Here is a 12,711-nt window from a genome sequence, read left to right on the forward strand (position 1 = left end):
TTTTCTTTTTGGAAGAATGGCTTACATTTGCACCGATTTTGAGAGACCGATATTTTGAGCGAAATGCGAAAAACTTTTTTTACGAGATTATTTCTTGTCGGAACACTATTGTTGGCCCAGTTCACTTTTGCTAATGAACAGGAACATGAAACAGAAGAACACGGCGGGGATTTAAAGGTTGAAATTAAGGAGTACATTTCCCACCACCTTAAGGATTCACACGACTTTTCCTTATTCTCTTATACTGCGGAGAACGGTGAGCACAAATATGTTGGTTTTCCTTTGCCCGTTATTTTAATTGACGATGGGTTGAAGGTTTTCTCTTCCTCAAAATTCAATCACGGGGAAACCGTGGCTGAAGTGGACGGCAATTACTACAGGCTGTACCACAGTAAAATTTACAAAACAGACGCAGAGGGCACTATAAAATATGACTCTGAGCACGGAGGTGTTTCCCATGACACGGAAGATGCTTTTGGGGAAGAGGTGGTCATTGATAATATACACCCATCGAACGAAAAACCGTTGGATTTCTCCATTACCAAAAATGTGGTAATGATCATTGTTACCGGTTTGTTGATGTTATGGTTGTTCACTAGCTTGGCAAAATCGTATGCCAAGAACGGCGGTATTCCAACAGGAGCAGGACGCTTTTTTGAGCCTATTATATTATATGTAAGGGACGACATTGCCAGACCAAACATTGGTGAGGCTAAGTATAAGAAGTACATGCCTTACTTGTTGAGTATCTTTTTCTTTATTTGGTTCTTGAACATTTTTGGTTTGACCCCACTTGGAATCAACGTAACAGGAAACATCGCCATTACGTTTGCGTTGGCATTGATGACGTTCTTGTTCACGAACTTTACCGGAACAAAGGATTACTGGATGCACCAATTTAATCCCCTTGGAGATTCCATGCCTTGGTACGCCAAGATACCGTTGTATTTGATTTTGGTGCCTATTGAAATATTGGGATTGTTCATTAAGCCATTCTCCCTGTTGATTCGTTTGTACGCGAACATGCAGGCAGGTCACATTGTATTGATGAGCTTGATTGGATTGATGTTCATCTTTAAAAGTTGGATTGGAAGCCCATTGTCCTTCGGACTGGCCTTTGCCATTTCATTGATAGAAGTATTGGTAGCATTGCTACAAGCCTATATTTTCACCATGTTGAGTGCGTTGTACTTCGGATTTGCTTCCGAGGACCATCACGCAGAAGGTCATGAAGATGACCCAGAGTTGATGCATTTATAGAATATGTCATTCCCGCTGTTCCCTGAGCGGAGTCGAAGGGAAGCAGGAATCCAGTAAGTTGAATTTTTAATTTTAAACTAGATAGATATGGAAGTTCCAGTAATGGTAGGTGCAGGTTTGGTTGTAATCGGTGCAGGTATCGGTATCGGTAAAATTGGTGGTTCCGCTATGGAAGCCATCGCTCGTCAGCCTGAAGCTTACGGAAAAATCCAAACAGCGATGTTGATTGCAGCAGCGTTGATTGAAGGTATTGGTTTTGCTGCTCTTTTTGCAGTGTAATCAAAAAACCCAAAGTAAAGGTTGTAACGGTTGGTTGCAGCCTTTACTTAGTTTATAGTTGAAAAATATTAAAATATAGTTATGAAGTTATTGGAAGAGTTTTCGTTGGGGCTGTTTTTTTGGCAAACCCTTTTGTTCGGATTGCTGTTGTTCCTTTTGTGGAAATTTGCATGGAAACCTATCCTGAAAGCAGTAAACGATCGTGAGGAAGGCATCAAAAATGCTTTGGATGCTGCCGATGCTGCCAAAAAGGAAATGCAGAACGTTACTGCCGATAGCGAGAAATTGTTGAAGGAAGCCAGAGCGGAGCGCGATGCTTTGTTGAAAGAAGCCAGGGAGCTTAAGGAAGGAATCGTTTCTGAAGCCAAAGAACAGGCCAAGATTGAAGGCGATAAAATGATCAAGCAGGCGCAGGCTACTATCGAAAGTGAAAAGAAAGCCGCTGTTGCTGACATTAAAGCACAAGTAGCCAACCTTTCGTTGGAAATCGCAGAAAAAGTCATCAAAGAAGAATTGTCCGATACCAAAAAGCAACAGAAGTTGGTTGATGATATGTTGGGCGACATCAAATTGAACTAATTGAGCATGAACCAAAACAGGGCAGCCGTACGCTACGCAAAAGCGACCTTGGATTTCGCTATCGAAAAGAAAGCAGCCGATGCTGTTGAAAAAGATATGCGCGAAATTTCAGCGACGATTTCTGAAAGTGATGAATTGGAAAAACTTTTGGAAAGTCCCGTTGTAAAAAGCGAGGTAAAGAAAAATGCGTTGCTTGCAGTTTTCAAGGATTCCTCAGAAATCACCAAAGGACTTATCGAAACATTGATAAGCAACAAAAGGGTGGACATGTTGCGGGAAGTAGCCTTGAAATACATCATCCTTCATGAAAAATTGAAAGGAGAGGATGTAGCTTACGTAACCACAGCTGTCCCCTTGACCGCTGATTTGGAAAAGAAACTATTGGCCAAGGTGAACAACATTACTGGAAACAAGGTCACCATAGAGAACAGGATTGACGAAAGCATTATTGGTGGATTTGTATTGCGCGTTGGCGATTTACAGTATGATGCCAGCATCGCAAACAAATTAAACATTTTAAAAAGAGAATTTACAAATAGTCTATAAAAATGGCAGGAGTAAAAGCCGCTGAGGTATCAGCAATTTTGAAAAAACAGTTATCAGGTTTTGAGGCTACCGCTTCTTTGGATGAAGTAGGTACCGTATTGCAAGTAGGGGATGGTATTGCCCGGGTGTACGGACTTTCCAATGCCCAGTACGGGGAGCTTGTGGAGTTTGATGGTGGAATGGAAGGTATCGTTCTTAACCTTGAGGAAGATAACGTAGGTGTGGTTTTGTTGGGTCCAACCAAAGAAATTGTGGAAGGAGCTACCGTAAAAAGAACACAACGTATCGCATCCATTAAAGTTGGTGAAGGAATTGTTGGCCGTGTAGTGGATACCTTGGGTAACCCTATCGATGGTAAAGGACCTATCTCTGGCGAAACCTATGAAATGCCTTTGGAGCGTAAAGCCCCTGGTGTTATTTATAGACAACCCGTTAACGAGCCATTGCAAACCGGTATCAAGGCGATTGATGCCATGATTCCAGTAGGTCGTGGACAGCGGGAGTTGGTTATCGGTGATAAGCAAACAGGGAAAACCACCGTTTGTATCGATACCATCTTGAACCAAAAAGAATTTTACGATGCGGGTGAGCCCGTTTACTGTATTTACGTAGCGGTTGGTCAAAAAGCATCAACAGTTGCTGCCATCGCAAAAACCTTGGAAGACAAAGGAGCTTTGGCTTACACTACCATCGTAGCCGCGAACGCATCTGATCCTGCTCCTATGCAGGTATATGCTCCTTTCGCTGGTGCAGCGATTGGGGAGTATTTTAGGGATACAGGACGTCCTGCTTTGATTATCTATGATGATTTGTCAAAACAAGCCGTTGCCTATCGTGAAGTATCCTTGTTGTTGCGTAGGCCTCCAGGACGTGAAGCCTATCCTGGTGACGTTTTCTACTTGCACTCAAGATTGTTGGAGCGTGCTGCAAAAGTGATTGCAGATGATGATATCGCAAAAAACATGAACGACCTTCCAGAGGTATTGAAGCCTATGGTAAAAGGAGGAGGTTCTTTGACTGCATTACCCATCATTGAAACCCAAGCAGGTGACGTTTCTGCCTATATCCCAACCAACGTAATTTCCATTACCGATGGTCAGATATTCTTGGAGCAGGATTTGTTCAACCAAGGGGTTCGTCCTGCGATCAACGTGGGTATCTCCGTATCCCGTGTGGGTGGTTCCGCGCAGATCAAGTCCATGAAGAAAGTGGCCGGTACCTTGAAATTGGACCAAGCCCAGTTCCGTGAATTGGAAGCTTTTGCCAAGTTCGGTTCCGATTTGGATGCTGCTACCTTGAACGTTATTGAAAAAGGACGAAGAAATGTGGAGATCTTGAAACAAGGACAAAACGATCCGTTCACCGTTGAAGATCAGGTGGCCATTATCTTTGCAGGTTCCAAAAACCTGTTGCGTGATGTTCCTGTAGACAAGGTAAAAGAATTTGAAACCGATTACTTGGAGTTCTTGAATGCAAAGCACAGAGATGTATTGGATAGCTTAAAAGCTGGAAAATTGACTGATGAGGTTACCGATACCTTGACTGCTGTGGCTAAGGACCTTTCAAGCAAGTACAAAGCATAAAAGATGTCATTCCTGTGGGACCCTGAGCGCAGTCGAAGGGAGGCGCAGGAATCCATAACCAAAAAGATTCCGCATCAAGTGCGGAATGACAAATAAGAAAATGGCAAATCTAAAGGAAATACGGAATAGGATTACATCCATCTCTTCAACGATGCAGATTACCAGTGCCATGAAAATGGTTTCTGCTGCCAAGTTGAAGAAGGCCCAAGATGCCATCACGGCCATGCGTCCTTATGCAGACAAACTTACCGAGTTGTTGCAAGGGCTTAGTGCTAGTTTGGATGGTGATGCTGGGAGCGCATTTGCGGACAACAGACCCGTAAACAAGGTTTTGGTTGTAGCCATTACTTCAAATAGGGGCTTGTGTGGAGCGTTCAATTCCAATATCATTAAGCAAAGCCGCACTTTGGTAGAACAAACCTATGCTGGAAAGCAGGTGGATTTTGTGACCATCGGAAAGAAAGCCAACGATATCCTTCGTAAAAAGAATACCGTTGTGGCGAACCATAGTAGTGTTTTTGATGATTTGACTTTCGATAATGTTGCTGAAATTGCCCAGTTTTTGATGGATCAGTTTACTGAAGGGAAGTATGACCGTATCGATTTGGTGTACAACAAGTTCAAAAACGCGGCTACGCAGATTGTAATGTCCGAGCAGTTCTTGCCTATTGCCATTTCTGATGAGAACGCTGGTAGCGCTTCAGATTACATTTTTGAGCCTTCAAAAGCCGAGATTGTAGAGCAATTGATTCCAAAGTCATTGAAAACCCAATTGTACAAAGCTATCCGTGATTCGTTTGCCAGTGAGCACGGTGCCCGTATGACCGCCATGCACAAAGCAACGGACAACGCGGCTGAACTTCGAAATGAGCTTAAATTGACGTACAACAAAGCACGTCAGGCTGCCATTACCAATGAAATTTTGGAAATTGTTGGTGGTGCTGAGGCATTGAACAACTAAAGTCACTACACTATAAATTACAAAAGCCGCTTTATGAGCGGCTTTTTTTAGCTTCAAATGTTTTATCGTATTTGGACTAAAGCGTTTTATGTAACTTGTGGGCACCTAGCAAAGGTTTAAAAGAGAACACACCTATTGAATCCGTTAAAGAAGCTTTTTAAACAAACATTTGTTTATGGTCTGGCAACCGTTTTGCCCAGAGTGCTTTCTTTTTTACTAGTGCCGTTGTACACATCTGTAATGACCACGGAGACCTATGGCGAAATTTCAGTGGTCTTCTCTTGGTTTGCCATTTTTAATGTGGTGCTGGCCTATGGCATGGAAACAGCATTTTTCCGATTTTTCAATAAACATTCTGATAAAGAAAGCGTCATTTCTACCTCGCTGATTTCTTTACTGGTGTCTTCCATTTTGTTTTTTGTGGTTGTATTGACCTTCGAAAATGGGTTTGCCATGCTGATAGATGTAAAGGAGTCTCTAATACTTTATATCCTCTTGATCTTGGTATTCGATGCATTGACCATAGTTCCATTTGCATGGTTACGGGCCGATGAACGCCCACTGAGATATTCCATCGTAAAAGTGACCAGTGTAGGTATCAATTTACTGCTCAATATTTTCTTTTTGACGCTTTTGCCCAAAATGGCCATGGAAAATGGTCAACCTCTTTGGTCTGAAATCTATAAGGAGAATTTTCAGATAGAATATGTCTTTATCGCCAACGTAATTTCCAGTGGAGTGGCCCTTATATGGGTCAGCGGACTTTATTTTGATGCCAAATACAGCTTTAATAAACAGCTGTGGAAGGAAATGATGAAGTACGCATTGCCGGTAATGTGGGCGGGAATAGCATTCACGATCAACGAAGTTTTTGATCGTGTGCTCTTGGATCATTTATTACCGGAAGATATCGCTAGGGCAGAAATAGGAAAATATTCCGCATGCTACAAGTTGGCTGTTTTTATGACCCTGTTTGGAACCGCCTTTAGGCTGGGTGTGGAACCTTTCTTTTTTAGCCATGCCAATGCGAAGAATCCCCAAAAAACCTATGCGCAGATTACCAATTACTTTGTAATCATGGGTAGTCTTATTTTTTTCGGAGTCATGGCGTTCATAGATCCCTTAAAAAAAGTATTGGTACGGGATTCCGCTTACTGGGAAGCCATGGATGTGGTTCCCATAATCCTTTTGGCGAGCTTTTGCTTAGGTATTTACCACAACCTATCCGTTTGGTACAAAGTAACGGATAAGACGAAGTATGGCGCCTATATTTCATCTGTGGGAGCAGTGATTACCTTGGTCATCAACATAGGATTCATCCCAAAAATTGGCTATATGGCTTCGGCCTTGGCTACATTGGCCGCTTATGGTTGCATGATGCTCCTATCCTATTTCTTCGGAAAAAAATATTACCCCGTTCCCTATAACATGCGCAAAATCGTGTTCTATCTTTCTGTTTCAATTCTTTTTTCTGCCTTGTCATTCTACGTTTTTAATAGAAATTTAATAGCGGGCAGCCTACTTCTTTTGTTATTTTTGGGATTGATTTACAGAATGGAAGGAGATAATTTAAGAAGCATATTTTTAAAGCGTGAAGATTAAGATCATTAATAAATCGAGCCACAAGCTGCCCCATTATGAAACTTTGGCTTCGGCAGGAATGGACCTCAGGGCCAATATTGAATCACCGATTGTATTGAAACCTTTGGAACGCGCCATTGTTCCCACTGGGATTTTTATGGAACTTCCTGTGGGGTATGAGGCACAAGTAAGACCACGTAGTGGATTGGCAGCTAAGAAGGGCATATCCGTACTTAATGCCCCCGGAACGGTTGATGCAGATTATCGTGGTGAAGTGGGTGTGATACTTGTAAACCTATCCTCGGATGAATTTGTGGTTGAAAATGGAGAGCGCATTGCGCAAATGGTCATTGCCAAACACGAAAGGGCTGAATGGGAAGAAGTGGAATCCCTTTCGGAAACCGATAGAGGAACTGGCGGATTTGGCAGCACTGGCGTACAATAAAGGCAAACACTAACTACGTTATACTAAAAAGAACACATGAAAATAATCGTCCCCATGGCGGGAAGAGGTTCCCGATTACGACCACATACCTTAACCGTTCCAAAACCACTTATCCCCGTTGCGGGAAAGCCTATCGTTCATCGCTTGGTGAGTGACATTGCTAAAGTTTTGGGCGAACCTATCGAGGAAGTAGCTTTTATCTTGGGAGACCCTGCCTTTTTTGGAGATGATATTGTGGAAAGTCTAATGCAGCTGGCAGACGAATTAGGGGCCAAGGGCTCTATTTACAGACAAGACCAACCTTTGGGGACTGGTCATGCCATAATGAGCGCCAAGGCGTCTTTAAGTGGACCTGCTGTCATTGCATATGCGGACACCCTTATTCGGGCGGATTTTGACCTGGACAAGTCCGCAGATAGCGTAATTTGGGTAAAACAAGTAGACCATCCGGAAGCTTATGGCGTGGTAAAATTGAGCGAGCAAAATCAGATTGTGGAACTCGTAGAAAAGCCCAAAGAGTTTGTATCTGATTTGGCTGTAATCGGTATTTACTACTTTAAAGATGTTGGTGTACTAAGGAATGAACTTCAATATGTTTTGGATAATGACATCACCAATGGAGGGGAATATCAAATCAATGACGGAATCAAACGAATGATGGAAAAGGGCATGAAATTTGTTCCAGGTAAGGTGGATGAATGGATGGATTGCGGCAATAAAAATGTGACCGTGGAAACGAATCAGCGGATGTTGGAATTTTTGGAAAAAGATGGAGAAGCCCTCATATCCAATTCAGTAAAACAAGAGAATGCCAATATCATCGAGCCTTGTTTTATTGGAGATAATGTGTTCATCAAAAACACCACGGTTGGGCCCTTTGTTTCAGTCGGCGCCAATACCGTTTTGGAGAATTCCACCATCAAAAACAGTCTTATCCAGAGCAATAGTAAAATATACAATGCCAATTTGGATAATGCCATGATTGGCAATCATGTGGTTTTTAATGGTAATTTTGAAACCATAAGCATTGGGGACTATTCTGTTTTGGAGTAAATGAAGTTGGGAACAATATGAAAAGTAAGTTTCTTCTTTGGATGAGTTTGGCCACGTCCTTGTTGACGTTAAGCCCTTCTTATGCCCAAGAAGAACAGGAAAGTGCTGAGGTTTACCTCGAAGAATATACCGATAAGTTTCAAGAAAACTTTTTTGAAGCGCTCAAGCAAAAAGGCATTCAAAATTATGACCGCGCCATTGATTTATTGCTGAAGTGCAAACAATTGGATCCCTCAAACAGTGTAGTGGATTATGAACTGGCCAAAGCCTATTCTTTGGACAAACAATATGTACAGGCCCAAGAATATGCTGTTAAAGCCTTGAATGCGGAACCAACGGATTTTTGGTATTTGGACAATCTACTCCATGTTTTGGAAAAGGAAGGAAGCCCTTTGGAGGCCGTTAAACAGGATATTCCTTTTGCCAATCAAAAGTTGCAACAAAACCTGGCACTGGGCTACTTTAAAATGCGAAAGTACACAGATGCGCTTAAGGTTTTGGAAGGATTGGGCAGCTCTAAATTCACGGAGGAATTGGCGTCAAAAATCAACGATTCCCTTCAGCTTAAAAAGGAAGAAAGGACAATTTCAGCTACCATGGATAAAAAAGTAGAAACGGATGACCCTACGGCCCAATATAGGTCGCAAATTGAGGAATTGTTTTCTGCGTCAAACTACGGACAGGCCCTCACAGTTTCTAAGGAGGCTCTGGATTCCTATCCGCTGCAGCCGTATTTTTATTATGCTTACGGCACTGCGTTGAACAATACCTCCAACCCCAATAAGGCCATTGAAGTGTTGGAAAGTGGTTTGGACTATCTTTTGGATGATGACCAGTTGGCCAACAAGATGTATAATGAACTTTCAAAAGCATACAACAGTATTGGCAATACCTCCAAAGCAAACGAATATTTGAACAAGATTAAACCAGGATTATGAAGATTGGGAAGAATAGGTTTTTGGGTTTAACGATCGTAATACTCTTTCTAGGAGCCTGTAAGAGTACTAAAACGGTGACCGGCGGTGAAGTGGACGCCCGCATGTCCGCCAAGAATATTATTGATAATCACTATACCAACCAATCCAAGTTTAAGACCTTGAGTGGCCGCATTAAGATTGACTATTCCAATGGCGATGAAAGTCAAGGGGTCAATGTTAGTCTTAGGATGGAAAAGGATAAAGTCATCTGGATGAGCGCTCCCCTTGGAATGGTCAAGGCACACATCACTCCCGATAAAGTTTCTTTTTATAATAAGTTGCAAAACGAATATTTTGATGGTGACTTCAGTTATTTAAGCCATGTTTTGGGAACCGAATTGGATTTTGAAAAGGTCCAAAACCTACTCTTGGGGAATGCAGTGCTCGATTTACGAAAGGAAAAGTTTAACTCATCTGTAATTGAGGGTAATTATGAATTAAAGCCCAAAAAGGCAAGAGAGTTGTTTAAAATACTCTTTCAGGTGGAACCCAAAAACTTCAAAATCGCTTCGCAACAAATTTCACAACCGGATAGTTTAAGACAGTTGGAAGCAAAATATACCTATCAGAATGTTTCTGGAAATGTGCTTCCGGATGAGATTAAGATATTGGCGGAAGATAAAGGTGAATTAACTACGATTGACCTTAGCTTTCGCAACTTGGAATTGAACAAATCGATGAGTTTCCCCTATAAAGTGCCAAAGGGGTTTGATAAAATTACATTAAAGTAATATGATAACTAAAAATTCATATTGTCTTTATTATCTGATTTTTATATTTCTATTCTCCCTTCCAGGATATTCGCAGACCAGTGAACAGAAGGCACTGGAGGCCAAAAGGGAGCGTTTGCAGGAAGAAATAAAGGAAATCAATAGATTGCTCTTTGCCGAACGCAAGGAAAAGGGGACCATTTTAGATCAAATGGAGGCGTTGGACAACAAAATTAATGTCCGCCAAGAATTGATTCGGGTCACCAACCAGCAATCCAATTTGCTGAATAGACAGATCAATGTCAACATAAGAAACATTAGTAAGCTTCGGGAGGATTTAAAAGTTTTGAAGGAAGATTACGCTAACCTGATTCAAAAAACCTATCAAAATAAATCGCAGAGCAATAGGTTGATGTTTTTGTTGTCAGCCGAAAATTTCTTTCAAGCCTTTAAGCGGTTGCAATACATGCAACAATATGCAAAGCATCGCAAAAAGCAAGGAGAGGGCATTATCCAAAAGACAGAAGAATTGGCCCAACTGAACAAGGACTTGGTAGACCAGCGAAAACAAAAGGACCAGCTAGTTGCGGAAAACACCAAGGCTAAAAATGACTTGTCCCAAGAGGTCGAATCGCAGCGGACATTACTACGCAGTATACGTCAAAATGAAGCTAAATACACTGCGGCAATTGCCGAAAAGCAAAAAGAAGCCCGCAGGATAGAACGCGAAATAGAGCAACTCATTAGAACGGCGATAGCTAGTTCCAATAAAAGCTCCGGCAAAAGCAATACCAGTAGTGCCAAGTTTGCCTTAACCCCAGAGGCTAAATTGGTGGCAGATAATTTTTCGGCCAACAAAGGAAGACTCATTTGGCCTGTTGAAAAAGGAATTAAAAGCCAAGGGTACGGTGAATATACCGACAAATTGTACCCAGGAATCAAACACAGAAACAACGGAGTAACCATCACTACCGACAAAGGCGGAAAGGCCAGGGCAATTTTTGAGGGTGAGGTCATTGCCATCTTTTCGGTTCCAGGTGGAGGGAGAGCCGTGGCCTTAAAACACGGTAATTATATCAGCACCTACTACAATTTGTCTACCTTGTATGTGCAAAAAGGAAATAAAGTAGCTGCTAAAGAGGCTCTTGGTGAAATAAATACCAATCGGTCTGATGGCACTACGAAAATGAAATTTTATTTATATCAAGACTCCAATCGCCTAAACCCAGAGGATTGGATATATCAACTTTAATCTATGAAAAACATTACCAACCTTCAAGGAACATTTGAGCTGAATAACGGGGTCCAGATGCCCTACCTAGGTCTGGGGGTGTATTTATCTGAAGATGGCAGTGAGGTTATCAATGCGGTAAAAGATGCCCTAAACCACGGTTATCGACATATTGACACCGCATCTTTTTATCACAATGAAGAAGGAGTGGGTGTGGGAATCAAGGAAAGTGATGTGGACCGCGAAGACGTGTTCCTGGTGACCAAGGTCTGGAACACGGAACAAGGGTATGAAAATACCTTAAAAGCTTTTGATGCAAGCCTAAAACGTTTGGGAACCGATTATCTCGACCTCTATTTGGTACATTGGCCCAAGGAAGGCCTTTATAAAGATACTTGGAGGGCTTTGGAGAAACTTTACAAGGAAAAAAGGATTCGTGCCATTGGAGTAAGCAATTTTATGCAGCACCATTTGGAAGATTTACTGACATCGGCCGAAATTGTACCCATGGTCAACCAAATGGAGTTTCATCCGTATTTGGTGCAACAAGACCTTATTGATTTTTGCACGGAAAAAGGCATTCAGTATGAAGCTTGGTCACCCTTAATGCAGGGCCATATCTTTGATTTGGATATTATGAAGAACTTGGCGGCCAAATACAACAAGACCATTGCACAAATTGTATTGCGTTGGGATCTTCAAAAAGGCGTGGTCACCATCCCAAAATCTTCCAACAAGAATCGCATTATTTCCAATGCCGACCTGTTCGACTTTGAGCTCAGCAACGAAGACGTACAACTATTGGATGGCTTGGACCGTGATAAACGATTTGGCCCAGACCCCAATAACTTTGACTTTTAGTCATATAATGTAGACCCAGGCTAGATCAAGTGTCTTGGCTCTATGAGCGCGTAGCGGTTTTAATTCTGATATACCTTTAAGAAGTAAACAACGCCTTCAATTCAGTGGCATCAGAAGGTTTCAACTTTCCAGCTAACACCAAGCTCAACTGTTTACGCCGTAGAGCGGCGGCAAAACGTTCCTTTTCCAAATCGGTTTCAGGCTCCAAAGGAGGAACTTCGGTGGGCTTTCCCGTATCATCAACCGCCACAAAGGTGTAGATGGCTTCATTCGCCTTGCTACGTTCTCCGGTAAAACGATCCTCAATCCAAACATCAATAAAGATTTCCATGGAAGTATTGAAGGCTCTCGAAACAGCCGCTTCAACAGTGACTACACTGCCCAAAGGTACTGCACGATTAAAGGCCACGTGGTTCACCGAAGCGGTCACGGTAATCCTTCGGCTATGCCTTCGGGCCGAAATACTGGCCGCGCGATCCATTCGGGCCAACAATTCACCTCCAAAAAGATTGTTTAAAGGGTTGGTCTCGCTGGGCAGTACCAAATCGGTCATTACCGTCCGTGATTCACTGGGAGTTTTAGCGCGCATACCGTAAGATTTTGCGCAAAGATATTGAAGTGTGGTATCGTATTAAAGAAAAGAAG

The 12,711-nt window shown here is 42.3% G+C and carries 14 protein-coding genes; 13 read left to right on the forward strand and 1 reads right to left on the reverse strand.

What is annotated here, in order from left to right; genetic code table 11:
• Positions 1–63 precede the first annotated feature (63 nt).
• From atpB to ACFSJE_RS10685, 13 genes are all read left to right on the forward strand, one after another.
• Positions 64–1,260: a F0F1 ATP synthase subunit A gene (gene atpB / locus ACFSJE_RS10625; protein WP_379830950.1), complete on the forward strand. Its 1,197-nt coding sequence runs from the start codon at positions 64–66 to the stop codon at positions 1,258–1,260.
• Positions 1,261–1,347: 87 nt separating this feature from the next.
• Positions 1,348–1,539, forward strand: coding sequence for an ATP synthase F0 subunit C (gene atpE / locus ACFSJE_RS10630; RefSeq protein WP_036381035.1), 192 nt, complete (start codon positions 1,348–1,350; stop codon positions 1,537–1,539).
• A gap of 81 nt (positions 1,540–1,620) precedes the next feature.
• Positions 1,621–2,118, forward strand: a complete 498-nt coding sequence (locus ACFSJE_RS10635; protein ID WP_379830951.1) for a F0F1 ATP synthase subunit B — start codon at positions 1,621–1,623, stop codon at positions 2,116–2,118.
• 6 nt (positions 2,119–2,124) lie between these two features.
• Complete coding sequence (atpH, locus tag ACFSJE_RS10640; RefSeq protein WP_379830952.1) at positions 2,125–2,664, forward strand: ATP synthase F1 subunit delta; 540 nt, start codon at positions 2,125–2,127, stop codon at positions 2,662–2,664.
• Between the two features lie 2 nt (positions 2,665–2,666).
• Complete coding sequence (atpA, locus tag ACFSJE_RS10645) at positions 2,667–4,247, forward strand: F0F1 ATP synthase subunit alpha (RefSeq protein ID WP_379830953.1); 1,581 nt, start codon at positions 2,667–2,669, stop codon at positions 4,245–4,247.
• Positions 4,248–4,347: 100 nt separating this feature from the next.
• On the forward strand, positions 4,348–5,208 hold the full coding sequence (gene atpG / locus ACFSJE_RS10650; protein ID WP_379830954.1) for an ATP synthase F1 subunit gamma: 861 nt from the start codon (positions 4,348–4,350) through the stop codon (positions 5,206–5,208).
• Between the two features lie 135 nt (positions 5,209–5,343).
• Positions 5,344–6,810, forward strand: a complete 1,467-nt coding sequence (locus tag ACFSJE_RS10655) for a lipopolysaccharide biosynthesis protein (RefSeq protein WP_379830955.1) — start codon at positions 5,344–5,346, stop codon at positions 6,808–6,810.
• Positions 6,800–7,234: a dUTP diphosphatase gene (dut, locus tag ACFSJE_RS10660; protein ID WP_379830956.1), complete on the forward strand. Its 435-nt coding sequence runs from the start codon at positions 6,800–6,802 to the stop codon at positions 7,232–7,234. Before ACFSJE_RS10655 ends, dut begins: the two co-directional genes overlap by 11 nt.
• A 36-nt stretch (positions 7,235–7,270) precedes the next feature.
• Positions 7,271–8,287, forward strand: a complete 1,017-nt coding sequence (locus ACFSJE_RS10665) for a sugar phosphate nucleotidyltransferase (RefSeq protein WP_379830957.1) — start codon at positions 7,271–7,273, stop codon at positions 8,285–8,287.
• A gap of 17 nt (positions 8,288–8,304) precedes the next feature.
• Positions 8,305–9,225 (forward strand): tetratricopeptide repeat protein, encoded by a 921-nt coding sequence (locus tag ACFSJE_RS10670; RefSeq protein WP_379830958.1) that lies wholly within the window; start codon positions 8,305–8,307, stop codon positions 9,223–9,225.
• On the forward strand, positions 9,222–9,995 hold the full coding sequence (gene lolB1 / locus ACFSJE_RS10675) for a lipoprotein insertase outer membrane protein LolB1 (protein ID WP_379830959.1): 774 nt from the start codon (positions 9,222–9,224) through the stop codon (positions 9,993–9,995). The genes ACFSJE_RS10670 and lolB1 overlap by 4 nt, the downstream gene beginning before the upstream one ends.
• Before the next feature lies 1 nt (position 9,996).
• Entirely contained in the window at positions 9,997–11,226 is a 1,230-nt protein-coding gene (locus tag ACFSJE_RS10680; RefSeq protein ID WP_379830960.1) for a murein hydrolase activator EnvC family protein, read from the forward strand.
• A 3-nt stretch (positions 11,227–11,229) separates the two neighbouring features.
• Complete coding sequence (locus ACFSJE_RS10685; protein WP_379830961.1) at positions 11,230–12,066, forward strand: aldo/keto reductase; 837 nt, start codon at positions 11,230–11,232, stop codon at positions 12,064–12,066.
• Positions 12,067–12,142: 76 nt separating this feature from the next.
• Here the strand turns inward: ACFSJE_RS10685 and ACFSJE_RS10690 are convergent, their stop codons facing one another.
• The gene (locus tag ACFSJE_RS10690) at positions 12,143–12,655 is read right to left on the reverse strand and encodes an acyl-CoA thioesterase (protein ID WP_379830962.1); all 513 of its coding nucleotides are present in this window, start codon (positions 12,653–12,655) and stop codon (positions 12,143–12,145) included.
• Positions 12,656–12,711: the final 56 nt, after the last annotated feature.

This window comes from Flagellimonas iocasae (assembly GCF_042682725.1).
GTDB lineage: Bacteria > Bacteroidota > Bacteroidia > Flavobacteriales > Flavobacteriaceae > Flagellimonas > Flagellimonas iocasae.

Bases quoted from the DNA above. Each gene is read 5' to 3' on its own strand.
- atpB (WP_379830950.1), top strand. From the start codon at position 64: ATGCGAAAAACTTTTTTTACGAGATTATTTCTTGTCGGAACACTATTG.
- atpE (WP_036381035.1), top strand. From the start codon at position 1,348: ATGGAAGTTCCAGTAATGGTAGGTGCAGGTTTGGTTGTAATCGGTGCA.
- ACFSJE_RS10635 (WP_379830951.1), top strand. From the start codon at position 1,621: ATGAAGTTATTGGAAGAGTTTTCGTTGGGGCTGTTTTTTTGGCAAACC.
- atpH (WP_379830952.1), top strand. From the start codon at position 2,125: ATGAACCAAAACAGGGCAGCCGTACGCTACGCAAAAGCGACCTTGGAT.
- atpA (WP_379830953.1), top strand. From the start codon at position 2,667: ATGGCAGGAGTAAAAGCCGCTGAGGTATCAGCAATTTTGAAAAAACAG.
- atpG (WP_379830954.1), top strand. From the start codon at position 4,348: ATGGCAAATCTAAAGGAAATACGGAATAGGATTACATCCATCTCTTCA.
- ACFSJE_RS10665 (WP_379830957.1), top strand. From the start codon at position 7,271: ATGAAAATAATCGTCCCCATGGCGGGAAGAGGTTCCCGATTACGACCA.
- ACFSJE_RS10670 (WP_379830958.1), top strand. From the start codon at position 8,305: ATGAAAAGTAAGTTTCTTCTTTGGATGAGTTTGGCCACGTCCTTGTTG.
- lolB1 (WP_379830959.1), top strand. From the start codon at position 9,222: ATGAAGATTGGGAAGAATAGGTTTTTGGGTTTAACGATCGTAATACTC.
- ACFSJE_RS10680 (WP_379830960.1), top strand. From the start codon at position 9,997: ATGATAACTAAAAATTCATATTGTCTTTATTATCTGATTTTTATATTT.
- ACFSJE_RS10685 (WP_379830961.1), top strand. From the start codon at position 11,230: ATGAAAAACATTACCAACCTTCAAGGAACATTTGAGCTGAATAACGGG.
- ACFSJE_RS10690 (WP_379830962.1), bottom strand. From the start codon at position 12,655: ATGCGCGCTAAAACTCCCAGTGAATCACGGACGGTAATGACCGATTTG.